Source organism: Paenibacillus lentus (assembly GCF_042714055.1).
GTDB lineage: Bacteria > Bacillota > Bacilli > Paenibacillales > Paenibacillaceae > Fontibacillus > Fontibacillus lentus_A.
Genome location: NZ_JBHGVC010000004.1, coordinates 227,630 through 253,003 on the forward strand (window position 1 = coordinate 227,630; position 25,374 = coordinate 253,003).

General features: G+C 50.3%; 22 protein-coding genes, 1 pseudogene and 1 riboswitch. Of the genes and pseudogenes, 19 read left to right on the top strand and 4 right to left on the bottom strand.

Translation table 11 applies throughout. The features are described 5' to 3' along the window. Positions 1 to 21: 21 nt before the first annotated feature. The 3 genes from ACE3MQ_RS10955 (at position 22) to ACE3MQ_RS10965 (ending at position 2,989) form a co-directional block, all read left to right on the top strand. Complete coding sequence (locus ACE3MQ_RS10955) at positions 22 to 681, top strand: response regulator transcription factor (RefSeq protein WP_379392649.1); 660 nt, start codon at positions 22 to 24, stop codon at positions 679 to 681. Positions 682 to 953: 272 nt separating this feature from the next. After that, positions 954 to 2,552: a methyl-accepting chemotaxis protein gene (locus ACE3MQ_RS10960; protein ID WP_379392650.1), complete on the top strand. Its 1,599-nt coding sequence runs from the start codon at positions 954 to 956 to the stop codon at positions 2,550 to 2,552. A gap of 17 nt (positions 2,553 to 2,569) precedes the next feature. Beyond that, on the top strand, positions 2,570 to 2,989 hold the full coding sequence (locus ACE3MQ_RS10965) for a chemotaxis protein CheW (RefSeq protein ID WP_379392651.1): 420 nt from the start codon (positions 2,570 to 2,572) through the stop codon (positions 2,987 to 2,989). A gap of 115 nt (positions 2,990 to 3,104) precedes the next feature. Here ACE3MQ_RS10965 and ACE3MQ_RS10970 read toward each other — a convergent pair whose 3' ends face one another. Beyond that, on the bottom strand, positions 3,105 to 3,914 hold the full coding sequence (locus ACE3MQ_RS10970) for a GNAT family N-acetyltransferase (protein WP_379392652.1): 810 nt from the start codon (positions 3,912 to 3,914) through the stop codon (positions 3,105 to 3,107). Between the two features lie 161 nt (positions 3,915 to 4,075). Here ACE3MQ_RS10970 and ACE3MQ_RS10975 point away from each other — a divergent pair, with 161 nt between their 5' ends. The 5 genes from ACE3MQ_RS10975 to ACE3MQ_RS10995 all read left to right on the top strand — a co-directional run bounded on the left by ACE3MQ_RS10975 (position 4,076) and on the right by ACE3MQ_RS10995 (position 8,548). Next, a complete protein-coding gene (locus ACE3MQ_RS10975; RefSeq protein WP_379392653.1) occupies positions 4,076 to 4,837 on the top strand; it encodes an AAC(3) family N-acetyltransferase in 762 nt (253 codons plus the stop codon). A 275-nt stretch (positions 4,838 to 5,112) separates the two neighbouring features. Next, the gene (locus ACE3MQ_RS10980; RefSeq protein WP_379392654.1) at positions 5,113 to 5,613 is read left to right on the top strand and encodes a GyrI-like domain-containing protein; all 501 of its coding nucleotides are present in this window, start codon (positions 5,113 to 5,115) and stop codon (positions 5,611 to 5,613) included. 203 nt (positions 5,614 to 5,816) lie between these two features. Then, positions 5,817 to 6,869, top strand: coding sequence for an ABC transporter ATP-binding protein (locus tag ACE3MQ_RS10985; protein ID WP_379392655.1), 1,053 nt, complete (start codon positions 5,817 to 5,819; stop codon positions 6,867 to 6,869). 79 nt (positions 6,870 to 6,948) lie between these two features. Further along, positions 6,949 to 7,743 carry an ABC transporter permease gene (locus ACE3MQ_RS10990; protein WP_379393076.1) on the top strand — a complete coding sequence of 265 codons (795 nt, stop codon included), beginning with the start codon at positions 6,949 to 6,951 and terminating at the stop codon, positions 7,741 to 7,743. 16 nt (positions 7,744 to 7,759) lie between these two features. Continuing rightward, complete coding sequence (locus ACE3MQ_RS10995; protein WP_379393078.1) at positions 7,760 to 8,548, top strand: ABC transporter permease; 789 nt, start codon at positions 7,760 to 7,762, stop codon at positions 8,546 to 8,548. 149 nt (positions 8,549 to 8,697) lie between these two features. Here ACE3MQ_RS10995 and ACE3MQ_RS11000 read toward each other — a convergent pair whose 3' ends face one another. Beyond that, positions 8,698 to 9,669, bottom strand: a complete 972-nt coding sequence (locus ACE3MQ_RS11000) for a glycerophosphodiester phosphodiesterase family protein (RefSeq protein WP_379392656.1) — start codon at positions 9,667 to 9,669, stop codon at positions 8,698 to 8,700. A 10-nt stretch (positions 9,670 to 9,679) separates the two neighbouring features. After that, positions 9,680 to 10,570 (bottom strand): TIGR01777 family oxidoreductase, encoded by an 891-nt coding sequence (locus ACE3MQ_RS11005; protein WP_379392657.1) that lies wholly within the window; start codon positions 10,568 to 10,570, stop codon positions 9,680 to 9,682. Positions 10,571 to 10,792: 222 nt separating this feature from the next. On the opposite strand from ACE3MQ_RS11005, the gene rlmN reads away from it, so the two are divergent. The 11 genes and pseudogenes from rlmN (at position 10,793) to ACE3MQ_RS11060 (ending at position 25,013) form a co-directional block, all read left to right on the top strand. After that, positions 10,793 to 11,863 (top strand): dual-specificity RNA methyltransferase RlmN, encoded by a 1,071-nt coding sequence (gene rlmN / locus ACE3MQ_RS11010; RefSeq protein WP_379392658.1) that lies wholly within the window; start codon positions 10,793 to 10,795, stop codon positions 11,861 to 11,863. Positions 11,864 to 11,963: 100 nt separating this feature from the next. Further along, positions 11,964 to 12,203, top strand: a complete 240-nt coding sequence (locus tag ACE3MQ_RS11015) for an LSm family protein (protein ID WP_379392659.1) — start codon at positions 11,964 to 11,966, stop codon at positions 12,201 to 12,203. 49 nt (positions 12,204 to 12,252) lie between these two features. Beyond that, positions 12,253 to 12,408 (top strand): hypothetical protein, encoded by a 156-nt coding sequence (locus ACE3MQ_RS11020; protein ID WP_379392660.1) that lies wholly within the window; start codon positions 12,253 to 12,255, stop codon positions 12,406 to 12,408. A gap of 197 nt (positions 12,409 to 12,605) precedes the next feature. Beyond that, complete coding sequence (locus ACE3MQ_RS11025; RefSeq protein WP_379392661.1) at positions 12,606 to 13,709, top strand: glycosyl hydrolase family 8; 1,104 nt, start codon at positions 12,606 to 12,608, stop codon at positions 13,707 to 13,709. Between the two features lie 129 nt (positions 13,710 to 13,838). Then, positions 13,839 to 14,537 (top strand): annotated as a pseudogene (locus ACE3MQ_RS11030) (glycosyltransferase family 2 protein); the annotation flags it as partial. Between the two features lie 198 nt (positions 14,538 to 14,735). Beyond that, entirely contained in the window at positions 14,736 to 15,827 is a 1,092-nt protein-coding gene (locus ACE3MQ_RS11035) for an acyltransferase family protein (RefSeq protein ID WP_379392662.1), read from the top strand. A 69-nt stretch (positions 15,828 to 15,896) separates the two neighbouring features. Next, positions 15,897 to 16,095: riboswitch (cobalamin riboswitch) on the top strand. A 169-nt stretch (positions 16,096 to 16,264) separates the two neighbouring features. Beyond that, positions 16,265 to 20,521: a DUF4430 domain-containing protein gene (locus ACE3MQ_RS11040; protein ID WP_379392663.1), complete on the top strand. Its 4,257-nt coding sequence runs from the start codon at positions 16,265 to 16,267 to the stop codon at positions 20,519 to 20,521. Between the two features lie 74 nt (positions 20,522 to 20,595). Next, positions 20,596 to 21,612 (top strand): DUF4430 domain-containing protein, encoded by a 1,017-nt coding sequence (locus ACE3MQ_RS11045; RefSeq protein ID WP_379392664.1) that lies wholly within the window; start codon positions 20,596 to 20,598, stop codon positions 21,610 to 21,612. Continuing rightward, positions 21,584 to 22,501, top strand: coding sequence for an energy-coupling factor transporter transmembrane component T (locus ACE3MQ_RS11050; RefSeq protein ID WP_379392665.1), 918 nt, complete (start codon positions 21,584 to 21,586; stop codon positions 22,499 to 22,501). Before ACE3MQ_RS11045 ends, ACE3MQ_RS11050 begins: the two co-directional genes overlap by 29 nt. After that, positions 22,474 to 24,306 carry an ABC transporter ATP-binding protein gene (locus ACE3MQ_RS11055; RefSeq protein WP_379392666.1) on the top strand — a complete coding sequence of 611 codons (1,833 nt, stop codon included), beginning with the start codon at positions 22,474 to 22,476 and terminating at the stop codon, positions 24,304 to 24,306. The genes ACE3MQ_RS11050 and ACE3MQ_RS11055 overlap by 28 nt, the downstream gene beginning before the upstream one ends. Continuing rightward, positions 24,294 to 25,013, top strand: coding sequence for an ECF transporter S component (locus ACE3MQ_RS11060; RefSeq protein WP_379392667.1), 720 nt, complete (start codon positions 24,294 to 24,296; stop codon positions 25,011 to 25,013). The genes ACE3MQ_RS11055 and ACE3MQ_RS11060 overlap by 13 nt, the downstream gene beginning before the upstream one ends. Here ACE3MQ_RS11060 and ACE3MQ_RS11065 read toward each other — a convergent pair. After that, the gene (locus ACE3MQ_RS11065) at positions 24,991 to 25,353 is read right to left on the bottom strand and encodes a DUF423 domain-containing protein (protein ID WP_379392668.1); all 363 of its coding nucleotides are present in this window, start codon (positions 25,351 to 25,353) and stop codon (positions 24,991 to 24,993) included. The genes ACE3MQ_RS11060 and ACE3MQ_RS11065 overlap by 23 nt on opposite strands. Positions 25,354 to 25,374: the final 21 nt, after the last annotated feature.

The following is a 25,374-nucleotide window of genomic DNA, read 5'->3' on the forward strand; positions in this document are numbered from 1 at the left end:
AATTGATTTAGGGGCATGTATATGATTCGTATATTGTTAGTAGACGATCATCCTACCGTAATGGAAGGAACAAGGATGATGCTTGAGCAGGAAGGGGATATGAAGGTCATTTTGGCTAATTCCGCCGAAGAAGTACTGCAGATGGTAAGCGCGCAATCCTTTGACGTAATGCTATTCGACCTTCATATCGGGGATGTTAACGGGATGGATCTGGCCAAGCAAGTACTTGAAATGCATGTCGATGCCATAATTTTAATTTACACGGGGTTTGAGTTTAATAACCATTTCAATTTAATGATCGAAACGGGAATATTCGGATTTATCCCAAAAACAACAACCCGAGAGCAGCTCGTAATGTCCGTCCGCTGCGCCTTAAGGGGGCAGGTCATTCTTCCTTTCTCCTTGGTCAAGCAGTTGAGAAGAGTTGAACAGACCGGGGAAGCCAGGGGTGAAGATCATGGATCTCCTTCAATTAGCAACAGGGAATATCACATTTTAAAAGAAATTGCCAAAGGAAAGAGCAACAAGGAGATTGCAAAGATCGTTCATATGAGCCAGCGTTCGTTGGAATATAACCTGACGAGCTTATTTCAAAAGCTTAACGTGAAGTCCAGGATAGAAGCAGCTCTAAAAGCGAAGCAGATCGGCTTATTGAATGACTCGGATTTTCAGTTATCTTAATTTAAAATTTTACGCGAAATAGCACCGTGCAGGGGAGGCACCGTGCTATTTTTTTGTTTGCAGGATGCCGCAATATATTTGCGGAGGTGCGCCAATTTTTTTCGGTTACTGGAATAAGGCGATAGCTTATGATGATTCTAGTTATGAGATGTCAATCAAATTGAAGAAGCTTATCTGGAGGCTGAAGCCTGCGTGGATAGTGGGTAGGACAGCAATAAGGCTATGTTGTGGGGCTTTGTAATACATCATGGAGAAAAATGGGGTGTGTTAGCGTGAAGTGGTTCAAAAATATGAAGACAGCAGTAAAATTAATCGTCGCTTTTATGATTGTTTCGGCCATACTATGCGGAGTCGGGTTTTATGGCATCAGCAATCTCGGGAAATTGAATGAATCGATTGAGGATATGTATGATCATCGACTCACGCCGATTCTTTATCTTTCGGAGGCTACCGACTTATTTAATTTTAATAGAATCGAGATTCGGGATATTAATGCGATGGCAGACTCGAAGGAAGAAGTTAAGGAGTATGAGGCTCGAATTCGCGATAATACCGATAAGCTCGATGTGTTGCTTGATAAATACTCCAGCATGGCCTCGACGCCAGCGGAACTGGAAAAGCTGAAGGAGCTTCCTGAAGCATGGCAAAATTACACTGAGGGGATCGAAGAGGTGCTGGAGGTAAATCAAACCGATATCAGCACACAGGACTATACGAATTATTTGCGCACGGGCCCTCTTAAAACGGCTACCGATCAGTTAAAAGCCGTTATGGACGGGTTGATTGAGATTAACCTGGCTCAGGCCGAGGAAGCAAAGGAGAGCGGAGACAAGCTGTATGAGACTTCACGCTACATTACGATTGCAGTGATTGTGGCTTCAGTTATGATCAGCATCGGTCTGGGGCTCCTTATTTCTCAAATTATCGCCAAGCCTCTGAATAAAGTTGTGCAGCTGCTAGGCAAAGTAGCCGAAGGGGATTTAAGCGAAACTTCGGATATGGATACGAAGGATGAAATCGGGCAATTGGCCAGCTCGGTCAATGATATGGTCGTGAATCTGAGACAAACCGTGGGCGGGATTCTCGCCTCGTCCGAGACAGTCTCCGCGGCCTCTCAGCAGATTTCGGCAAGTACCGAAGAAATTGCGAGCGGCAGTATGAGCCAGGCCAGTGCAGCTCAGACGATGAACGAGCTGTTTCGTGAGCTGTCCGCAGCGATTAATTCTGTGGCCCAAGGCGCAGAGCAAGCATCTGAGCTGTCTGAGAAGACGATGAGCATCGCGCAGGATGGGGGAAAGGTTGTCCAGAACTCGATTGATGGAATGAATCGCGTGAATGAGCAAATGGTGCAGCTTGCGAATGATTCGCATAAAATCGGCGAGATTATTGAGGTCATCGATGAGATTGCCGAGCAGACGAATTTGCTGGCTCTAAATGCAGCGATTGAGGCGGCGCGTGCCGGAGACCAGGGAAGGGGATTTGCGGTTGTAGCGGATGAGGTAAGGAAGCTGGCGGAACGCAGCAGCGAGGCAACGAAGCAAATCACTACTATCATTAAAGGAATGCAGGAGAATACGCAGCATAGCGTAAAAGTGGTAGATGAAGGCGTGATATCCTCGCAGAGAACCGGGGAAGCGTTTGAACATATTTTATCCATGGTCAATGAGACGGCTTATAAAGTGACGGAAATAGCAGCAGCTAGCGAGGAGCAGGCGGCCCAATCCGCAGAGGTTCTAGAGGCTATTGAGAGCATTTCTGCGGCAACCGAAGAAGTAGCGGCAAGCAGCGGCGAGACAGCCTCTACAGCACAATCGATGGCGCAGCTGGCGGAGGAATTGAATGGCTTAGTAACCATCTTCAAAATCGAATGAGGAGGGGCGGGCAGACCATGGCGCAGCAACAATACATTGAATTTGCTATTGAGGAAGAACCGTATGCCATTCATATCCAGGACATCTATGAGATTATTCGGCTTCAGGATATTACCCATATTCCTAATGTTACATTTTATGTAGAAGGAGTCATTAATCTAAGGGGTACGATTATACCCGTCATCAATTTGCGAAGGTTTTTTGGTCTTGAAGAGAGGGCTCATTCCAGAGCGACCCGAATTATTGTAGTTCATCATCAAGAGGGAACTGTAGGGATTATCGTAGATCGGGTGAATAAAGTGGCCAAATTCAAGGATATACAAGCACCTCCTAAGCATATCGGAGGAATTGATTCGAGCTATTTCGTAGGGATTGGACTATCGGATAACGGTTTGGTAGGCATATTAAAGCTGGATGAAATTTTGCTGTACCGATAGGATGAAGGATGGGTGTCACGGTTTGCTTTGATGGGCCTAGGCAGGGCGAGACGTATGTGTTTAGCCAGTATAAGGCAGCCCCCTAGGCTGGGGGCTTCGTTTCTACCGACAGTACCTACCTTTTGGCGAAAACGGAATAGGGTTGGGGCTTGTCGAACCCAAGCCTTTCCGCCAGCTTGATCGAGGCGATATTATCAATATCACAGTCCCACTTCGGGATCAGGCCATGCTCCAGGCAATGTTCTATAAACAGTTCCCCTGCACGGTGAGCGAGCCCCATTCCTCGATAATCGGGATGAGTGGCGATATCTATTTCGGCATAATTTGGCGAAGCAAATATCGATATACATTCACTGGCAATCTTATCACGATGCAGCAAGCAATACCCGAAACCATGCTGAAGAAAGCGGGATATCGATCCCCAATACTCAAGAATGTAAGACTCATTGAACTCCAGGCTTTGGGTTACGGACTCGGCCGTGATTTTGCCGGCATGAAACGGTTCGTTCGCTTCTTTTTTCTGCAGGACGCCGGTGTTGGTATTTGCATTATACTTGCTGTTATTGAAATGAAAGGAGTATCTGTGCAACTGCCTTAGCTCGCCTCCGAACAACGAGCCTATGGCCTGCCTCCACTGCTCAGAAGGTGAGAATAAAGTGAATCGCTGCCCTTCATGTTTCCGGCGTGTGTACACGTCCAGCAGAAGATCTTGGAATTCCTTGCTTCGCTCGTCACCAGCGGTGACGAAAACCCCGGAACGAGTGCCGATTAAGGCGCTCTTCTTTGTAGAATCGAAGTAGATTTGCCCAGGTAAATATTGGCTTAGAATTGAGTATGCGAATGTTGGAAAAATGCCCTGCTGCGTTTTATCCAAAATTTCCTGAGCTTGTTTTAATTCGATAATGTCACTAAGTTCGTTATTCATATTGTCTTTACCCTCGGCTTCTATCAAATGATTTCATACACAGTAGTTCTACATATTGTACGACTTTTCCTCGTTGACTTGCCCAAACAAGGCTTGTTGTTATAGGCAGGACAGGTATAATGATGATGGATCATTCAATTAACAACAGTTGGAGGTTTGTCATGCACACGAAGAAAAGTTTGATGGATCAGCTTGAAAGCGCTGGCATTAACCGGCATGGAACCGTGCTGATGCATTCATCTATGAAGAGTATCGGTGAAGTAGAGGGAGGAGCTGACACGGTTCTGGATGCCCTTTCGGAATATATGAAAGACGGGCTGTTAGTTTTGCCTACGCATACTTGGTCTTATATTAATGCGGATAATCCGAAGTTTTATGTCGAGTCATCCAAGGTATGTGTCGGTATTCTGCCTGAATTGTTCCGTAAACGTCCAGGCGTTATCCGCTCTTTGCACCCAACGCATTCCGTAGCAGCTCTTGGGAAGGATGCGGCTGAGTTTACGGCTGGCGACGAGCGCTGGGATACGCCATGCCACCGGGAATCGGCTTGGGGCCGCCTGCTGGATCGAAAGGCGACCATTCTGCTCGTGGGCGTTGACCTGCGCAGAAATACGTTTATTCACGGAATCGAGGAATGGGTCGATATTCCGGGGAGAATGACGGATGGGCATGAGCAGCTGTACACGGTGCTCCCCGACGGCAGAGAGGTATTGGTTCCATCCCGCCGCCACTGCGGCCTGTCTTGGTCGGAGCACTTCTGGAAGGTTGAACACGTACTTGAAGAACAGGGAGCGCTTTATCGCGCACGTCTAGGCGATGCTGAGGTTTTGGTGTGCGATACGGTGAAGACGACGGAAATCCTTACGGACATGCTGCTGAAAAATCCGGATTTATTCTCGGATAACGAGCCATTAGCGGAGTAAGGGAGATAGCATTTCAAGCATAATGCCGACTGCAGCAAGCAGTCGGCATTATGTTTTTTATTTTTTAGTAGAGATGCTGTATTTGACCAAGGAGCCGGTTATCTTGAGCGGTAAAAAGTATGAACGTTTGATAGGCCCCATCCCGAGCACTTCATTTGAGAGAGGTATCACAGAAACGATTCAAGCCTTAAAAAGTAATTACAGATATTGTAAGAGTGATATAGTAAAATAGTATTTGAGGATAAGTGATATTTTTGATATGGGAGAGGTGTGTAATGGAGCAGGTGAATGAGACAGTAATCGTTACAAAACAGGCTTTTTATGCAGTGGGGCTGCGTTGGGAGGGAACATTTGCCGAGGCGGGAGCAGGAGGTATACGTGCAATACACCAGGAGCTGCGCCAACGTTGTGAGGAAATCCACGGCATTGTCGACTCCAGCAATTTCTATGGCCTGTCTTACCATGCATATCCGGATGGAAACGGTTTTGTGCATTATGCGGTATTCGAAGTGTCCGGCCCCAATAAAGATCATGTCCCGGACGGTATGGTTACGGTTCACGTTCCAGCGATGAAATATGCGAAATACGAACACCAAGCAGAGCAGAAGATCGACCAGTCCTACAGTAATATCTATGCCTGGATCGAGCAGCAAGGGTTAAAGGCGCTCCCGCAGGAGGGCGAGGAGCTGACGCATTTCGAAATATATTCCAGTCGTCAGGATCCTTATAGCGAGCACCCGGAATTTACGATCATGATCCCTATTGCGAAGGGTTGAGCAGAATCGAGTAATAAAGACGCCGTTCAGGCGTTTTTTATTTTTCTTTCTAGCAGAGAGATACACAAAAATGCTCCCCCTTTCACGTGTTTGCCGTCTGCTTTACTCAGAGTTGACCATCTTGTGTAGAGGTTTAAGAAGTTGTAATTTATAATAGGAGCTTGGAACGAGACATCAAGTCATAGTTAGTGAGGTAGGTAAATATGAACGCAATAGAAGTGCAGGATTTGCGCAAAGCTTTCAAAATACAAAAGAATCGTGAAGGCCTCAAGGGAGCCTTCGCGGATTTGTTCAAGCGGCAGTATCAGGAGGTCATTGCCGTTAAAGACATTACGTTCGCCATTCCCCAGGGAGAAATCTGCGGCTACATCGGGGAAAATGGCGCGGGTAAATCAACGACCATCAAGATGCTGACCGGCATACTGGTGCCGACCTCCGGCAATCTCAGGGTCGGCGGCTACGTTCCTTATGAGGAGCGGGAGCGCTTCGTCCAGAACATCGGCGTTGTGTTCGGACAGCGCAGCCAGCTGTGGTGGGATATCGGCGTGATCGAATCATTCCAGCTGCTGAGAAAGGTCTACCGGGTATCCGAGCAGGACTTTAAGAAGCGGCTGGATGAGCTCGTGGAACGGCTGAAGCTTCAGGAATTGCTGAACCGCCCGGTACGCAAGCTCAGCCTGGGGCAGCGCATGCGCTGCGAGCTGGTTGCTGCGCTGCTGCATAACCCGTCGATCCTGTTTCTCGATGAACCGACGATTGGACTCGACATCGTGGTGAAATCAGAAATTCGCGACTTCCTGAAGGATATGAACCGCGAGCACGGAACGACGATCCTGTTGACGACGCATGACTTGCAGGACATCGAGGCCCTCTGTTCCCGCGTTATTATGCTCGATGATGGGCGGATCATCTATGATGGCGGGCTGGAGGAGCTGAAGCAGCGCTGGGGAACGGGGCGTGAGGTGTTGTTCCATTTCGGAAGAGCAACGAAGCTGGAGACGCTGCGGCACTGGACTGCGGGCCTGGCTGTAGAATGGTCGGCCGAGAACGATCTCAACGCCAAGGTCTGGATTCCGCTGGAGCTTAACGTTTCTGACGTACTCGGCCGGGTTGTGGGGCAAGCCGACATTACGGATATCAAAATCATCGAGACGAACACCGACGAGATTGTCCGCAGCATCTATCAATCCGGGTCAGCGGAGAAGGCGGAAGATTCGAGCAGCTCGATGACGGACAGAGAGGTTAGTCATGTCTAAGCATCTTTCAACAGAATTCTCATCAGCCAAATCGGCCCACCCGGGCGGACGAAAGCCGCATTCTAGCGGAAGACGCCTGCTGCTGGGCGCATACTTGGACTTTATCCGTATTCGGTTTCTGACCATGCTTGCTTACCGAATCAACTATTACACCGGCATTCTGATTTATACGCTCAATATTGGGGTCAACTATTTTACCTGGAAGGCCATTTACGGCGATGGAGACTCCTTGGGCGGCTTCACCGCCGTACAGATGACGACCTATGTCGCGGTATCCTGGATGGCTAGAGCTTTCTATTTTAACAATCTGGATCGGGAAATATCGACCGATATTCGGGACGGCAGCATTGCGATTCAATTCATACGTCCCTATAACTATGTATTCGTCAAAATGATGCAGGGACTCGGGGAAGGCATGTTCCGCTTCCTGCTGTTCATGATCCCCGGCATGGCCATTGCCATGCTCTTGTTTCCGGTACAGCTGCCCACCGCCCCGTCGGCATGGGCTGGGTTTCTCGTCATGCTTCTCTTCAGCTTTTTGATCAATTCGCAGATCAATGTCATTACGGGCCTCTCGGCCTTCTTCATTGAGAATAACGAGGGCGTTATGCGAATGAAGCGCGTCGTCGTCGATCTCTTCTCAGGGCTCATCGTGCCGATCAGCCTGTTTCCGGGCTGGCTGTCCCAGGTGCTGCAGGTGCTGCCTTTTCAGGCGATCACTTATTTACCGGGCTCCGTATTTACGGGACGAGTGCAGGGCGTGGGTATTTGGAACGTGCTGGGCATTCAAGTAGCCTGGTTTTTGGTTTTGATCGTACCGATGATTCTGTTATACCGGGCGGCTCGGCAGCGTCTGTTTGTGCAAGGAGGTTAGCGTAAGGATGACGAGGATGTTTTACTATTTAGGACTGATTGTGGAATATTTCAAAAACTACATGAAAACCCGGTTGACCTATCGGGCCGATTTCTGGGTTGAGGTGATCTCCGATTTACTGTTCCAGGCGACGAACTTTATTTTCATATTAGTCGTGTTCATGCATACCGACAGCCTGGGCGGCTGGAGCCAGAGCGAGGTCATTTTCGTCTACGGCTTCTTCATGGTGCCATATGCCGTCTTCAGCTGCTTCGTCAACATGTGGAATTTCAGCGAACGCTATATCGTCAAAGGGGAAATGGATCGCGTGTTGACGCGCCCGGCCCACCATTTATTTCAGATCTTCCTGGAAAATATCGATCCGCCCGCATTGATTGGCGCTATCGTCGGCATGATCATCATGGTGATCAGCGGCGGGCAGCTCGGGCTGCCGTTCGAATGGTGGACAATTCCGGCGCTCATGATTCTAACGCTTAGTGCGGTAGCGATTTATGCCGGCATCTACACTGCGCTCACTTCGTTATCGTTCTACTCGGATGCACCGACAGGGATTCTTCCGCTCATGTTCAACATCCAGAACTATGGGCGCTATCCGGTGACGATTTATAACCGGACGATTCAAGTTCTGCTTACTTGGGTGATTCCGTTCGCCTTTGTCGGCATCTACCCATCGGCGCTGTTCCTGCAGCGCGAGGAGATGACGGGAATGGCGCTGCTCACTCCGGTGATGGGAGCGATATTCCTCGGCATCGGCTTGCTGGCCTGGAATATGGGAGTTAAACGCTACAAGGGCGCTGGCTCCTAAGAACGAGGGTTCAGAGCTTTAGTAACCTCAAATATGCACTGTAAGCCTAGGGCATACAAATAACCCGCTAAATTTTTAGCGGGTTATTTGCTTTACTTCCTATTCGCTCACCGTGTTGCACTGCATGCCAGTAGTCGGTCGACCATATCTTATTTCAAGGCAGGTGCGATCCGGTCAATTCTGTTCGTCCATATCCCACCGGTATAATCCTTAGGAAGCCTGGTTAAATCGTCGACGGTATCAAAGCCTTCCGACCACTCTCCGCTGCCTGCGACCACAATGACCCGAGTATTGACGCTATCCATCCGGTTCAGGAATTTATTCGGCCACCCCCACAGCCAAGGGGCGAACTTCTCGGGAATATGCAGCTGCGTATTCCTGCAGCCGGGCGGCACATATCCGCTCCACCCGATCCCTTCATACGATAGGAGACAGCTCTTTAACGTAGCTTTTGACATTACTCTTATTTCTGGCAAATCTTCGTGCAGCGCAGCTATCGGGGCATCTCCACCATAAACGGTAAGCTGAGCCAAACGTTCCTTCGGCAGCTCACCGAGATATTGTGCAAGCTGGCGGCCCTCACCAGAATCGTTGCTCTTAATGTGAATCAAGAAAGTACCATCAGGAAAATAGGCCAGCACCTCATCCAGCGAAGGCATCAGACCAATCCCTTTGCCGCGAAACGGGTACGTAGCGCCATGATCGGCGGTATAGCCATAACCGATATCGATTTCCTTTAGCTCGGCCATCGTGTAATCACTGACCATGCCCTGCACATTCGTTCGGCATTCTAGCGTCCAATCATGAAAAACAGCAAACTGCCCGTCCTTCGTAGGCTTGATATCCAGCTCTACCATATCCGCCCCTGCATTAAAAGCAGCTTCCATTGAGGGAATCGTATTCTCCAGATAAGGGTGCTCGGGATCGAATATCCGGGCAGCCGTACAGGTATCCCCTTCGATCCCTTCCATGCTGAATGTTTGCCCTAGACCGCGATGGGCCAGCAGGAAGGGGGATCCACTGCGTCCCTTGGTAAGCAGGGAGGAATTATTTAAATAGATAAACGCGGACAAAATGAGCAGAAATATAAATGCTCGCCGCAGCCCTTTTTTTAGCTTCATTTTCACTGTCCTATCCATGTAAAATATGACGAAGCGTCTGATCCAGCTCTGGAAACTTAAACACGTAGCCTTCCTGCTCCAAGCGCTCTGGAATCACCCAGCGGCTCTTTAGAATCAGCTCCGTCTCCGTCTGGATCATTACGGCGCCCAGCTCGAGCAGCCATTTCGGAGAAGGCAGACCGAAGCTGCGATTCATCGCCTGCCGCATTTTACTCATCAGCTCCCGGTTTGTAACAGGGTTCGGCGAAGCGCAGTTGAACACGCCGCTCAGATCCTCCCTAGTCTGCAGAAACGAAATTATCCCGTAAATGTCTTCGACATGAATCCAGCTGAAGCGCTGAGTTCCAGGCCCTTGAACACCGCCAAGCCCGAAGTGTACGAGGTTTTTGTACGGGGTCATCACGCCCCCGTGTTCTCCAAGAACAATGGCGATGCGCAGTGCCGCTTGTCTTGTTGCCGGCAATTTAAAAGCAAAAAAAGCTTGCTCCCATGCTTTGGCCACATCAACAGAGAAGCCCGTTCCAAGCTCGCCGCTTTCTTCTGTCATGGGCCGATCCTCGGCATGCCTGTAAATCGTAGCGGTGCTGGAATTGATCCATAGGGCAGGCGGATTTTTACATGCCAGTATGGCAGCGCCGAGAAGCTGTGTTGTCTCCGTGCGCGAGTCCATAATGGCTTTTTTGTTTTTCTCGGTATAACGGCAGTTGACGGACTTCCCCGCCAAATTGATCAGCATGTCCGCCTTTTCTAGCGCTTGCACGATTCCCTTATGGTTTCTCCAAGAAATATGTTCGGGCTGCCTTGAAATATGTATGATCTCGTAACCTTGCTCTTGAAACTTTTCACTTAAATAGGTACCGATGAAGCCGGTTCCCCCAGCCAAGACGATCTTTCCGGTCATAAGCACAACAACTCCATTTCTACGCCCGGTGTTTCATGGGCGGGGTTGATTTTTGCAAGACTCAAGCGGCCTATTTCACCGTCCATTTAATTATGTAGACGTTAATAGGGGGACAAAGTTACACTTTCGGATATATTTCTCAATAATAGAGCCTTGTTTTAATAAAAAAGATTTGGGACAATAATAAGCAGAATTTTAAGTTCTGAAAAGAGGATAAAATATATGAACACACCATCCATTTATGGATTAACGCTAGATCAGCTTATCGCCTGGCTGGAGGAGCGGGGACATAAGAAATCGCGCGCACTCCAGGTATGGGATTGGCTCTACCGCAAGCGGGTAAACCGCTTTGCTGATATGAATGATGTCAAACCGGATGTTCTTGCGCTTCTGGAGGAGCACTTCGTGCTGGAGACATTAACGGAGCAGGTGAAGCAGCAGTCGGCCGACGGAACGGTCAAGTTCCTTTTTAAACTGTCCGACGGCAACTTAATCGAGACTGTCCTCATGCGACATAAGTTCGGTCTGTCCGTTTGCGTTACTACTCAGGTGGGCTGCAACATCGGCTGCAGCTTCTGCGCGAGCGGATTGCTCAAGAAGAGCCGTGATTTAACGAGTGCCGAAATCGTGGAGCAAATCATGAAGGTGCAGTTTCACCTGGATCAGGCCGGTCAGGAGGAGCAGGTCAGCCATATTGTCGTTATGGGAATCGGCGAGCCGTTTGACAACTTTACGAACGTATCCAATTTTATTCGAACCGTGAAGGATCATAAGGGTCTGGCTATCGGCCCGCGGCGAATTACCGTGTCGACTAGCGGCTTGGCGGATAAAATTATCGAGTTTGCCGACTCCGATCTCAAGGTTAACCTGGCGATTTCCTTGCATGCCCCCAACAATGAGCTGCGGACGCGCATTATGAAAATCAACCGGGCCATCCCGATTGAACAGTTGATGGAGGCCATAGATTATTACCTGGCGAAGTCGAATCGCAAGGTCACCCTGGAATATATTTTGCTAAGGGATGTTAATGATGGCCCGGAGCATGCGCTGGAGCTTGCAGAACTGATCGGCGACCGCCGAAGCGGGGTTACGGTTAACCTCATTCCGTATAACCCGGTAGATGAGCATGGCCAGTACCAGAGAAGCCGCAAGGAGTCGATTCTGGCCTTTTATGACGTGCTGAAGAAGCAGGAAATCAACTGCAGCGTTCGTTTGGAGCACGGCACCGATATCGATGCGGCCTGCGGTCAGCTGCGGAGCAAGCAGATTAAGAAGGATAAGAGAATATCTTGAATTAGACGGCTGCGCTGTAAATGATCCTGCGACCTATAGACCTATGCCGTTACCGTCCCTCATTCCTCTCATAGACTAATATGTAATATGAAAAAGGAGGATGAGGATTTTGGTTGAAGCCTATTATAATTGCCTGCGCTGTAAAAATAAAAGGGTTCGCATTCTGACCAGGGACGGACGGCAGTATACGGGAACGATTATGGATGTGGACTATAATAATGTTTATTTGCGTCCTGATGCCAGAGGGGTTGTCAAAACCTCGGCATTCTATCCAGGCTTTTATGGGAACGACATTTTGACGTTAAGCCTTTTTACGCTGCTGGCGATCGCTTTAATCTAAAATATTTTACGCGTGCATGTTACTCTCCTGATCAAGGGGAGTTTTTTTTATGTCGAATCATTGCAAAACGAGCTGGACGATCCAAATCCAGCTGCTGCCGCAGCCAGCTTTCCTTTCCCGGCAAATCGAATCTGCGCGCGCCCGTGCTATGAAATGCCGACAGCGTCAACAGACCGCTGTTCACGGAACCCATAGGCTTAAATAGAGGAACAGGAACCCAGGGCACCCTATTCAAAAACTTACCATGAAGCGAGGAGAGGTGCTAGAACTAGTTGTAAATACATACAGCATGTTTGGTATTTATAGGATAGAATGAAAACTGCAAGCTCGAAATTTATGTCGGTTTCCATTGAATAAAATGGATGCATAGGATTTAATACCTGAAAGGAAAAGGTGAGAACAATGCCCGTACGGCGCTATAGCTGCAAAAATCTGCTGATCATTTCCACGCTGATCATTTTAGGACTTTCCACCGCCATCGGTGTGTATTCCAAGGAGGCGGCCATGAAAAGCACAAATTCGTCTACAGAGAAATTTATTACGAAGCATATGACGAATGCCAATGGAACCTTGGCCACTTATTTAAAGCCGGACACCTCTACGAATCCCGATATTGTTGCAGGTCGCGAGGCGCTATCCGAGTCATTGGGCTTTTGGATGCAATACGCCGTCATGAAGCGGGATCAAGCGCTGTTTGCACACGGCTATCAAATATTGGAGAGCAAGTTTTTAACCCCGGAGAAGTATATCGTATGGAAGCTGGAGCCGGATGGCCGGGCCAAAGTAAATACAAACGCCCTCGGTGACGATCTCCGTATCATCGACAGCCTGCTGAATGCGGCGCAGCTCTGGAAGAAGGATGAATACTTATCTACGGCAAGGGAAATATCGGATACGCTGCAGATGTATGTACAAAACGGCGGGTACTTCGTCGATTTTCATGATTTCTCCAGACATGAGTCTCCCTCGACGCTAAGCCTGGTTTATGTGGATATAGCGGCGCTGAAGTTAATGAGGGATAACCAGCTCATCGACTCAGGCACTTACGAGCAATATGCGCGGGTGATCTCCGAAATGCCTGATGACGGTGTTTTTTATCCTAAAACCTTCGATGTTCATAAGCTGGAGTATTCCTTTGACAATCAGATTAATCTGATTGATCAATTGATTGTAGGTATGCATCGCGCAAAGCTGGGTCAGAAGCCAACCGCCTTACTTTCGTTTCTCAAAAATGAATTTCGGGAGAACAAGACGATCAAAGGACGCTATAACCGGGCAACCCGGGTGGCAGAGGTTTCCTATGAGTCTCCTTCCGTTTATGGCCTTGCCATACTGTTGGCCTTGGAGTGCGGGGATAAAGAATGGGCCAAGCAGCTGCACAAACATATGATAACTTTAAAAAATAGGGACAATTCTTATTCTGGCGGGTATGTATTCAATAAGAATACCCATTTTTTCGACAATGTTCTTCCATTGCTTGCCGAGACGGCTATACAAATTCCTTAATTTAGGATAATTGTTAAGAAAGTGTCTAGATACCCGTTGTAGAATATAGTCTTAATAGCTCGAAATCTCCGTTTGTTTCACGTTTATGATGTTGTGCTGCGGCATTTCTCGTATGAGCTTGTATATGGGAATGCCGGGATGTGGGAGCTGTTCAAGCTGGGGACGATTCCGGGAACGAATTTTATTATTAAAACGGCGCTGATTAAAGAAATCGGCGGCTGGGACGAGCAGGCATTAACCGAGGATACGGCGATTTCGTTCGAAATCCTTACGCGCGGCCAGTTGATCGCGCTTGCTCCGCAAGCCGAGGCTTACCAGCAGGAGCCGGAGCAGCTTCGCGTGTATATGAAGCAGCGCGAGCGCTGGGCCAAGGGGAATTACCAGGTTGTGATGGACAATTTCCATCACTTGTTCAAGCCCTCCAGCTGGCGTATTAAGCTGCATGTGCTTTACTATGCGGCCAGCTATTTCTGGTTCTTGGTCACGATTGTAATTTCCGATCTGATCATTATCGTGAATATCGTTTATTGGCTCATCGCTTTGTTTAAGCCGGAGGTACTGTCCCCATTTCAGTTCGAAGGCGATGTATACATCTACCTGATCATCGCCTGGGCGTTAATGTACTACTTGTATGTACTGCAGATCAATCTGGCGCTGGCGTCGGATATCGGGCAGAGCAACGTCCGCAATTTTATTTTGTCTTGCTTGACGTATTTTACCTATGCCCAATTATTTTTTGTTATTTCACTCCGCGCCACCTATAACATGATCGTGGATAAGATTACGCATCGCGAGAGCAAATGGTACAAGACGCAGCGATTCGATTAGATGGCATAACTCTAGTAACAGTATAAATTGAGGCTGCTCCTGTGCATAGGATTGCGTAGGGGGCCTTTTTATTGTTTCATAGCGACTTTAATTCCCGGAAGCATCGTCCAGCAATTCTATTTTCACGGCCTTTTATGGTAATGTACTAGTATTGAAGTAAATGAACCATATCGGATGAATCGGGAGAATAAACAGCTTATGAAGAAGATGAATGATACGTTGACAGGGCTTAGGGGATGGCTGGCGATTTCGGTCGTCATTTTTCATATTTATGGCTCATCGATTCTAGAGGGCTACTTAAGGGAATACCCGCGCAATCATTGGAGCTACCTGATTCATTATGCAGGGCCGATCTCCGTTAATCTTTTCTTCATTATCAGCGGCTATCTTATTACGCGGACACTGCTTCAGCACGGGACGGTGAGGAGGTTTGCCTTAAATCGCATCCTTCGGATTTATCCCGTGTTTTTGTTGATCCATATTATCGTTTTCGCGGCCGGGCCATGGATCGGCTATAAGTGGATGGAGGATATCGGCATATTAAGCTATGCGGCCCATTTTATCTCCAATCTGCTTCTGCTTCCGGGAGTATTCCCCTTGCCTATTGCTCAAATCGTAGCTTGGTCATTAAGCTATGAAATGGTTTTCTATCTCCTTGCAGGCCTGGTGTTCGTCATTTATCGTAAACCCTCTATGCCCGTTTTGGTTAAAGCCCTACTGCTAGGAGTCTTGCTGCTGGTTAGTGCAGTGCTCATATACTATCATCCGAACATGCTGTTCTTTATCGTCGGAATCGCATCCTATTTCACGGAGCCGTTCCTGCGCAGGGCGTACCCTCACAGGAGGGTGTTTTACCTGAACGGGATTCTATTATTCGGGCTCTTGTATATGTGCTACCACTATAGCGTCCGGCATGTGTATATACTGATTCCGCTAATGATTAGCTATTTTTTCTTTCAGTCTATTTTGCTGCAGCGAGGATTCATGTCACGGCTTCTGCAGCTGCGCCCGATGCAATATTTGGGGAAAATCAGCTATAGCTTGTATATGTGGCATACGATGGTCATGTTTCCGTTGAAAAAAATCATGCCCAAGCTAGGTGCGGTTGCACCTTATCCTTGGCTCGTATTCGTTGTATATGCTGTATTATCGTTAGTCATTTCTATCGCTGTCTCACACATTTCCTATCAAATTATCGAGCTGAGACTAACGGACTATTTGAAAAGGCGGTTTACAAAAAACAGCCCAAGCGTTCCCGCAGACTCGCTGCAATTATCACATCAGCATTAAACATGCGACGCATAAAATTCCTTTGTCTAAATGGAGGAAGTCTGCTACAATTACCCCGAATCAATCAATTTCATATTTTACTTATACGGTGCTGCCAATAATCTATGATGAAGCAGCTTAATAGGGAAGTTCGATGTAAATTCGACGCGGTCCCGCCACTGTAACGCGGAGCTGACTATCGTAAATCCACTGTTGATCCATCAACGGGAAGGAGATAGTCGAAGCGATGATGCGAAGCCAGGAGACCTGCCGTGTAAGAGCTCTATAATTTTCTCACGAGGATGAGATGGAGATGTTAATTCGTGCTGCTGTCGTAATAGTCATTAGGGCGGCCCGAGTGTGTATAGTGTTACACGGACAAATCTTCGAAACATCTTTCTACGGGAAAGATGTTTTTTTGTGTTGTCCACAAATAAAAGGGTAAAGGAGAGCAGACGTTGAACAGTTGGAAGAATTGGATGAAGAGAAGCTTGCCTGCATTGATGAGCTTCGTGTTGCTGTTGTCGCTAGTAAATCCTCAGCTCGCCAAGGCGGCAGAAGGGGCAGACAACACGAAACTGAACCGTATGATTGCAAGCACCGTGGATTACTATGCCGAGCAGTATAGTGACACAGGCTCGACAAAAAAGATCGAGTCCTGGTGGGAACTCGTAGCTTTGTGGGGTGCAGGAGTAAATTTGCAGGATGGAAATTGGAGACTGCCTGCCTGGGAGACGACGGCACCTAATTTGAAGCCGGAAAATTATGGAACCGAGCATATCAGATACATATTCGGGCTGCTGGCTATGGGTCAAGACCCGGCGCATGCCTGGGAGACGGATCGGAATTTATGGGCCGAGCTGGCTGCCCAGCAGAACCCCGATACCGGAGCGATTGGCGGAGTTAATAAGCATATCTGGGCTATGCTTGCCCTCGATGCGGGTATCAAGCTTGGCGCAGATGTAGGACAATGGGATGACACCGCGGCGCAGAAAGCTTTAAATTATTTGCTTGGATGCCAGTATGATGACGGCGGATTCGGACTAAGCCCGAGTGGAAGCTTCGGAGATACGGACATTACGGGTATGGCGCTCTTGGCGCTGGGGAAATATCAGGGGCAAAGTGCCGTAGACAGCGCTATTCTGCGGGCGAAGGAGCTATTGAAGCAGAGACAGCTCGACAATGGCGGATTCGATTCACCCGGGACATGGGGATCTGGAGACAACTCGAACAGTCTATCCACTACGGTGTCCGGTCTTGTCGCCGTAGGCGATGATGCTTTATCCTCCGAATGGATGAAGAATGGCCATTCGGTATTGGATGCGTACGAGCTGTTCCAGCTGGCTGACGGCTCCTTCAAATGGAAAGCGGCCGATACGAGAACGAACAGCATGTCTACGGAGCAGGCGCTTATTGGGCTGCTGGACATCCAGCATAGCCAATCGACCTGGTACCGTATTGCAGCTGGGCAGCAAGCCCAACCTGGCATTGCCGCACAGCTGCAGGTGACGGGGATGGACGGCGAAATTTATGCGCCTCAGACCGTAACGGTAGCGACAAACGGTGAGGAAGTAACGGCACTTGACGTTATGAAGCAGGGACTGGATACGGCTGTGCCGTCCATTGATTACACCATTACAGGCAGCGGAAGCTTTGCCTACGTCGAGTCGATAGCCGGTCAAGCCGCCGGGACCTTCGGGGGCTGGGATGGCTGGATGTACACCGTTAATGGAACTATGCCTGATGTCGGGGCGGGCGATTATGTCATTCAATCCGGCGATCAAGTGCATTTCTATTACAGCCGCTGGGCCAGTCTATCGACGACACCGGCTGAAATCAGCCATGGAGCCGTAAACCCGGCGATTGACATGAAGCTGGTAGGGGATACGTTTACGCCGGCTGCGCAGCAGGCGAACCATTGGCTTATCGACTCTGGTTCGACTGGACTGCAGGTGGCTAGCATAACTCTGGTTAACAACCAACAAGCTAGCATTGCATTTACCGGCCAAGCTGCAGAAGGCAACATTTCCGTGCAGGCCTTGGCGGGAGCTCTGGGCGGCCAGAGCGACAGCGAGGCGGTAAGCATTGTTGTTCCGGCCTATACCGGGCCGGTTGAGGAACAGATTATTCATGTTCCGGACAGTGAGACTCATTTTGAACATGGATCATATACAGACCCGCTGACCGGAGATAAAGTCATTCTGGAGTTCAGCAAGCCGGAATTGCCACAGGTCACTTCCGTCACGGACAGCACGTATTTTGACATTGAGCCGAATACGGAGGTTACCTCTTCCGGTTGGGATAGGCACATCCAACTGCCGACCAAGCTCAGCTCTACGGACGCTGTGTTGATCAGCAAGATAAGTGCTATTCTGGCTTCAACGAACGAGGAGCTTACCCAGATCGCGATTCGCGTGAAGGTAGGCGGCAATGAACGGATCGATTTCAATCGCCACGTGACTTTGAAGCTGACGGGTCAGGGCGGCCGACATGCCGGATGGATCGGCCACGATGGCAGCTTTAACCCGATTCCGAAATACAGCGACTCATCAGCAAGAGCGGATGCTGTATATGCCTATGCGGATGAACACGGGGATTTAGTCATTAAGACGACGCATTTTACCGAGTTTATCGCTTATGATTTAAAAACCAAGGATAACCCTGGGCAGGGCGGCGAGCCGGGGAACGGCGGAACCAGCCCTGGAGATGGCGGTGGAAACGGCAACCCAGGTAACGGAGGCGGTACGCCTGGCGGTGGCGGGAATCCGGGTGGAGGTGGTGTAACCAATCCACCAGCGGCTCGTACAGTTACTCTATCTGTTGAGAAGCGTACGATTGGTGAGGGAGATATCATCTCACCGGTATCGGTTACGCTGCAGGACGGAGATACCGCATTTACAGTTCTTAGAAGAGCCGCGCAAGCTCGGGGCATATCGGTTGACTACATTGGTTCGGATGCAACCCTGTATGTACAGGCAATAGACGGTTTAGGTGAGTTCGATAAAGGGCCGGAGAGCGGCTGGATGTATCACGTAAATCGTATAGAACCGAATTATAGTGCAGGACTGTACGTTTTGCAGAACGGTGATGTCCTTCGCTGGCGATACACTACAAATCTAGGGAAAGACCTTAAAGACGAGGATGCTGGAGGCGGTGCACCGGCACCAGGAACACCTGGAGCTGGAGGAGCAGCAGGGGGAGGCGAAGCCGGCGGATCGCTAGGACAAGCTGCGGCGGCAACGCCAGAGCAGCAAGCGGCCTCGCTGGCACGCATCAAGGAGGCTATTGCTCGTTCATCGGCCTGGATTTTGAGCAATCGCAGCTTTGCCAAGCATGACAATTTTAATGATTGGGATGCCATTGCGCTGGCACGCTCCGGCAAGCAAGTCCCTGCGGAATATTATTCCGTGCTCGAGAGCCATGTTCGGGAGAAAAACGGCGAATTCCGCCTAGTGACGGATTATGAGCGCATGGCGCTGGCCGTCGCCTCGATCGGCAAGGATCCGCGCAACGTAGCCGGGTTCAATTTCTTGGAGAAAATCTATAATAATGCACGTATGACCAATCAGGGAACGAATGGACTCGTGTTCGCCCTGCTGGCTCTTGACGCAGCGAAGGCCGAAATTCCAGGCGATGCGCTGTGGACGCGGGATAAGCTGGTCGCTGCTGTATTGCAGCAGCAGAACTCCGATGGCGGGTTCCCGATCAGTAAAGAGTCCAATGGTCAAAGCGATATTGATATGACAGCTATGGCCCTGCAAGCCTTGGCGAAATACCAGGATCGGAAAGAGGTCAAGGCGGCAACGGATAGCGCGCTGGCCTGGCTGTCGCAGCAGCAGCTGGCGAGCGGCGGCTTTAAAGCATGGGGCGTAGAGACGAGCGAAAGCATTTCGCAAGTCATCATTGCCTTGTCCAGCCTTAACATTTCGTTGGATGACAAGCGGTTTGTCAAGACCAGCGGCGATCTGCTCACGGCGCTGCAGGTCTATATGAACAAGGATGGCGGCTTTGCCCATACGGTTGGAGGAGCCAGCGATTATATGGCGACTCATCAGGGCCTGATGGCGCTTGGGGCGTATGAGCGGATGCTGCAAAAGCAAAGCACGCTGTTTGATATGTCCGATATTCAAGCTTCTGCTTCCAAACCGGCTCCGGCAGCATACGGGGATGAAGCATCCATATCTGCATGGGCCAAGGAAGCGGTTGGTAGAGCAACAGAGCTTGGCCTGATGACAGGGACGGGGGCGACAACGCCGCAGTTTGAACCGAAGCGTAGTTTAACGCGTGCAGAATTTGCGGTGCTGGTCGTCAAGCTGGCAGGCGAACAGCCATCCGGCGAGGCAGCCGGATTTAAGGATGTCAGCCAAGGCTCCTGGTATGCCGGATATGTAGCTGCAGCCAAGGAAAAAGGCTTGATTTCCGGTCTGAGCGAAAGCTCCTTTGGGCCGAATCAGCAAATTACAAGACAAGAGATGGCTACGATTCTTGTACGCATGCAAGGACAAGCGCTGCCGAATATAGCGGATGGCGCGACAACAAATCGCGTTCCCAAAGATCGTGAGCAGGTATCCGATTGGGCTGCCGCTTATGTGGACTTGGCTTTCCAATCCGGCCTGATGTCAGGGGATGGCGACTATTTCAGACCGCAGCAGCAGGTGACTAGAGAAATGGCTGCCGTTGTGATCGTGAAAATGCATGAAATGATCAATTCATAGAACCAACCGGGAGAAGGAGACTTAAGCCTCCTTCTTTCCCTATTTATACGATTATCGTAGCTTGGGGTGGACATATGCTGAATTGGAGCAGAGCATTGTGGCGCAACAAAAATAAACTCTTCGGACTGCTGGCTGTTATGGCTATTGTGCTGGCTGCGGTATGGTTTTACGGGGGAGGGCGTCCAGCAGCAGAGCCAGAGCCAAAGACTAAGCTCGAGGCGGTGCAGCAGGCGAATTCCACGGCAGAGCCAAGCCCAGGGCAGCTGGAGTCATCCGGTGATGCAGGCGGAGACGCCTCCGCTGATTCAGCGGGGCCGACGGAGGCAGGCGCTGAGGAATCGGGAACAGCAGCGAGCGGGGAGGCCGGGTCGCCGCAGCCGGTGGTGTCGGGGCAGGAGGAGCCATCCTCTTCATTACCGGCCGGGAATACAGAAGAGAAGCCGTTCTCTGGAAATGGCGACAGCGGTGCTTCCGGAAGTGCAGCAGCTCTTGAAGCGGGAGCGAAGGATAGAGAGTCCTCCATAACTGTTCCTCAGACTGCGCCTTTGCCTAAAGCAGGCAAGCAGACAGGGGATGACGATAAGAAAACCGATACTACTGCAGAAGCTCAACCGCCTAGCGGAAGCGGCTTAGAAGCAGCGACCTCTTCCCCTCTGCCGGGTGCTGCTACGAAGCCAGGTAAGGATAAGGAGAGTGCCAAGCAGGCGGAAGCAGGCTCCGGGGATGCTGTTACATTGACTATCGTGGGGTCACCGGATATCGGGACGATTATGAAGACGATCGAGGTGGACATCGGCGATTCGAAGACCGTGCTGGATGTATTAAAGAAGGCTACACGTAGCCAAAAGATGCAAATGGAGTATACCGGAAGCGGGGCAACCGCTTATGTGCAGGGCATCGACAATTTATATGAATTCGATAAGGGCTCGGGCAGCGGCTGGATGTATAGCGTGAATGGCAAATTTCCTAACCGGAGTGCGGGAGTATGGCCGCTGAGCTCGGGGGATGACATTCGATGGCTGTATACGGAGGATCTGGGCAAGGATTTGGGAGCAGGTACGGATGACGGATTATGGGATGGGAAGAGCTGATATGGTCTACGGGTTTTCAGGATTGCATCCACGATTAAGCTTGCTGTATTTCATCGTACTGCTGGGAGCATGCATGATGTTTCAGCATCCGGTTTATTTGCTGGCGTCCTTTCTATGCATTATAGCTCTCCTCTTTTCTCTCGACGGGGGGCGGGCTTTGAAAAAAGTGATCAAAGGCTATCTGTTGATCGCCTTCATCATATTGATTTCGAACCCGTTGTTTTCCAGCCGAGGCGCTACGATCCTGTTCTACGTTTGGGATCGTCCCGTCACGCTGGAGGCCATTGTATATGGTGCGATTTTTGCCTTATCGCTGCTGAATATCCTGCTGGCCTTCGTCGCCTTTAATTTGGTAGTAACGCCGGACAAGCTGCTGTATTTACTGACGCCGTATGCGCCGCGAACCGCTTTTGTGATTACTGTGACCCTGCGCTTTGTTCCTCTGTTAACCCGCAGATTGCAGCAAATTATGACGATTCAGAAGGTGATGGGTTACTTGCAATCCGGGGGAAATAAGAAGCTCCTGATGCGAGAGGGGATGGAGACGCTGCATACTCTCGTCGGCTGGTCTTTGGAGGAAGCGCTGCAGACGGCCAGCTCCATGAGGGCGAGGGGCTACGGGATCGGGCGAAGAAGCAGCGGCACGGCCTACCGGATGGATCGCCGGGACAGCATCGTGCTGTGGATCATGATCATCACAGGGCTAAACGTAGCGATTGGGGCGTTCTTCGGCGTTAATCAATATGAGGTGTACCCTCGGCTGCAGGCGCTGCATTGGTCTTTCCAGCTTGGGATTCATTTATTCAGTTATGGAATATTCATAGCAATTCCCCTTGTGATGAATGGGAAGGAGTGGCTGCATTGGCGCATTATCAGATCAAGCATGTAAGCTTCAAGTACCCGGAAGCGATGGATGCGATGCTCGAAGACATAAATCTTACTGTTGAAGAGGGAGACTTTGTGTTATTGTGCGGGCCGTCCGGTTCGGGCAAGACGACGCTGCTTCGCCAGTTGAAGCGGGAGGTTAGGCCAGAGGGACAGCGAGGGGGGGAAGTTCGGTATCGCGGGTGCCTGCTGGAAGACCTGGAAGAGCGGCGTTCTATCGAAGAAATCGGAATGGTTTTTCAGGATCCGGACAACCAAATCGTCATGAATACGGTCTGGCAGGAGCTCACTTTCGCGATGGAAAATCTGGGTTATCCCACGGAACAGATTCAGCGCAGAATCGGTGAGCTCGTTCAGTTTTTTGGCATGGAAGGGTGGCTGCAGCTGGGAGTACATGAGCTGTCCGGCGGTCAGAAGCAGCTTTTGAACCTGGCCTCCGTCATGTCCTTACGGCCCAAAGTACTGCTGCTGGACGAGCCGACGGCTCAGCTTGACCCGATAGCCGCCAAGGAATTTATTCAACTGCTGGCGCGGATCAATGAGGAGCTGTCTATCACGGTTATTATTAGCGAGCATCGGATAGAGGAGCTGTTCCCCCTAGCTTCACAGATCGTCATGCTTAAGGCCGGGCAAGTGGCCTACGCCGGAGCCCCGCAAGAAATCATACGCAAAATCTGGAACGGCCGGGATGAATTCTTTATTCCCTACCTGCCTGCTGTAAGCCGATTATACTTGGGAGCTAATGCTGACGCTCCGCAGGAAGAGCGAGAACAGCCTGTTCCTTTGACCGTAAAGGCGGGCCGCCACTGGATCAGCCAGCATCGTGAGAAGCTGCTGTCCTTGGATAAAGCTGCTGTATCAACAGAAACGGCGGTAGAGACGCTTGCTATGTCATTAGCCTCCGAGCCGAAGGCGGAGAAGCAAGCAGTGGGACTGGCAGGAGGACAAGAGGTACGACAGGTGCAAGCGGGACAGCAAGCAGCACGGTCAGTAACGACGCCGCTGCTGGAATGCAGAGAACTGTTCTTTACCTACGAGAAAAACGCGCCCCTTGTGTTGAAGGGCTGTTCACTGCGTATTCAGCAAGGGGATTTCTTCACCCTATTCGGTGGGAATGGCTCGGGCAAGTCCACGCTCCTGTATCAAATCGCAGGTGCCAGGAAGCCGCAGCGCGGGAACATTTTCTTGGATGGAAAATCTTTATTGCGCAGCAGTACCGCCGAGAGGAGCCGGTTCATCGGATACGTTGCCCAGAATCCGCTGCTCTACTTCACGCGGGATACCGTAAGGGCGCAGCTCAAGGATCGAATAGAACGACTGGAGGCAGGTTCAGGAACAGGGAGCGGGCAGGGCCATTCGCTTGCCGTCGGCAGGCAGGAGCGGTTGGCCGAGCTGGTGGAGCTGTTTGAGCTGGAGGGGGCGCTGGACATGCACCCGCTTGACTTAAGCGGAGGACAGCAGCAGAAGGTAGCGCTTATTCTCGTCCTGCTCGCAGAGCCGCGATTGCTGCTGCTCGACGAGCCTACGAAGGGACTTGATCCCACCTCCAAAATGAAGCTGGCCGCACAGCTCGAAGCCATCCGCAAGAAGGGGACGACCATTCTGATGGTTAGCCATGACATCGAGTTTGCGGCAAGCTATGCGACCCGATGCGGCCTGCTGTTTGATGGCAAGCTGGCTGCGATTGAGGAGACGAGGGAGTTTCTGCGGAACAACTACTTTTACACGACGATTATTCATCGCACAGCGGGCGACTTATTTCCGGGGGCCATAACGATGAAGGATGTAGGACTGCCATGGGAAAAATAAAGCGCATTTTCTATGTCAGCAGTATGATCGCAGTCATCGTATTGCTAGCCGCGGTGTTATGGTTTGAGGATTATTATATGCCACTGAGCTTCCTGCTGATTGGTTTAGCCATGATCCCGTTCTTTATCCGATTCGAGAGAAAGAAGCTGCGGGCGGAGGAGATCTTGCTTGTAGCCATGCTGGGAGCCATCGCAGCGGTGAGCCGAGTGCCGTTTGCGCCGCTCCCCAGCGTGCAGCCGACGTCCTTCGTCATTATTATGGCAGCGCTTGTCTTCGGGGCTGAGACGGGGTTTCTCGTAGGCAGCATCGCCGCCGTCGCCTCGAATATTTTCCTGGGACAAGGGCCATGGACGCCATGGCAGATGTTCTGCTGGGGGATGATCGGATTCACGGCAGGGCTGCTTAAGGATACTTTTTTCATGAAAAGGATGTGGGCCAGAAATCTCTTTGGCTTTCTATGGGGATTTCTTTTTGGCTGGATCATGAATTTGTGGTTCCTAATCGACCTCTACGATCAATTATCCTGGCCGGTTTTCGCGTCGGCCTATGCGGCCAGCTTCTATTTCGACTTGGCTCATGCGCTTTCGAATGTTTTCTTTATCACGCTATTCTCCGGGGTATGGATACGAATCCTGACCCGGGTGAAGTCGAAGTACGGCTTGTTGAACCCGGAGGACTCGCCGCTTAAATCACCGCGATCGCCATAAGAACCCAGCCGATAAGGAAGGCCACGCCGCCTAGCGGTGTAATTGCACCGAGCTTGCGGATGCCTGATAAGCTTAGCGCGTACAAGCTGCCTGAAAAAAGGATGATTCCCGCGAACAGGAACCAGCCTGCAAGCATAATAAGGGACGTTGATTCGATTTGCGCAGAGATCAAGCCTAACAGCAGCAAGCCTAGCGCATGTGCGATATGGTACTGGATTCCGGTCTGGTAAATTTTCATCATTTCCTCGGAGAGCTTCTTCTTCAAGGCATGGGCTCCGAACGCCCCTAGGGCTACAGCAAGAAACATCATGCCCGCTCCGAGCAGCAACAATGTTGTCATAGATACAACACCTCCTGTTCC

Excerpts from the sequence above, each read along its gene's own strand:
- ACE3MQ_RS11005 (WP_379392657.1), bottom strand. The coding sequence starts at position 10,570 with ATGACCGGAAAGATCGTCTTGGCTGGGGGAACCGGCTTCATCGGTACC.
- ACE3MQ_RS11065 (WP_379392668.1), bottom strand. The coding sequence starts at position 25,353 with ATGACAACATTGTTGCTGCTCGGAGCGGGCATGATGTTTCTTGCTGTA.
- ACE3MQ_RS11060 (WP_379392667.1), top strand. The coding sequence starts at position 24,294 with ATGGGAAAAATAAAGCGCATTTTCTATGTCAGCAGTATGATCGCAGTC.
- ACE3MQ_RS11050 (WP_379392665.1), top strand. The coding sequence starts at position 21,584 with ATGACGGATTATGGGATGGGAAGAGCTGATATGGTCTACGGGTTTTCA.
- ACE3MQ_RS11025 (WP_379392661.1), top strand. The coding sequence starts at position 12,606 with ATGCCCGTACGGCGCTATAGCTGCAAAAATCTGCTGATCATTTCCACG.
- rlmN (WP_379392658.1), top strand. The coding sequence starts at position 10,793 with ATGAACACACCATCCATTTATGGATTAACGCTAGATCAGCTTATCGCC.
- ACE3MQ_RS11035 (WP_379392662.1), top strand. The coding sequence starts at position 14,736 with ATGAAGAAGATGAATGATACGTTGACAGGGCTTAGGGGATGGCTGGCG.
- ACE3MQ_RS10985 (WP_379392655.1), top strand. The coding sequence starts at position 5,817 with ATGAACGCAATAGAAGTGCAGGATTTGCGCAAAGCTTTCAAAATACAA.
- ACE3MQ_RS10995 (WP_379393078.1), top strand. The coding sequence starts at position 7,760 with ATGTTTTACTATTTAGGACTGATTGTGGAATATTTCAAAAACTACATG.
- ACE3MQ_RS11020 (WP_379392660.1), top strand. The coding sequence starts at position 12,253 with ATGTCGAATCATTGCAAAACGAGCTGGACGATCCAAATCCAGCTGCTG.
- ACE3MQ_RS10980 (WP_379392654.1), top strand. The coding sequence starts at position 5,113 with ATGGAGCAGGTGAATGAGACAGTAATCGTTACAAAACAGGCTTTTTAT.
- ACE3MQ_RS10975 (WP_379392653.1), top strand. The coding sequence starts at position 4,076 with ATGCACACGAAGAAAAGTTTGATGGATCAGCTTGAAAGCGCTGGCATT.
- ACE3MQ_RS11000 (WP_379392656.1), bottom strand. The coding sequence starts at position 9,669 with ATGAAGCTAAAAAAAGGGCTGCGGCGAGCATTTATATTTCTGCTCATT.
- ACE3MQ_RS10955 (WP_379392649.1), top strand. The coding sequence starts at position 22 with ATGATTCGTATATTGTTAGTAGACGATCATCCTACCGTAATGGAAGGA.
- ACE3MQ_RS10970 (WP_379392652.1), bottom strand. The coding sequence starts at position 3,914 with ATGAATAACGAACTTAGTGACATTATCGAATTAAAACAAGCTCAGGAA.
- ACE3MQ_RS10965 (WP_379392651.1), top strand. The coding sequence starts at position 2,570 with ATGGCGCAGCAACAATACATTGAATTTGCTATTGAGGAAGAACCGTAT.
- ACE3MQ_RS11045 (WP_379392664.1), top strand. The coding sequence starts at position 20,596 with ATGCTGAATTGGAGCAGAGCATTGTGGCGCAACAAAAATAAACTCTTC.
- ACE3MQ_RS11015 (WP_379392659.1), top strand. The coding sequence starts at position 11,964 with ATGAGGATTTTGGTTGAAGCCTATTATAATTGCCTGCGCTGTAAAAAT.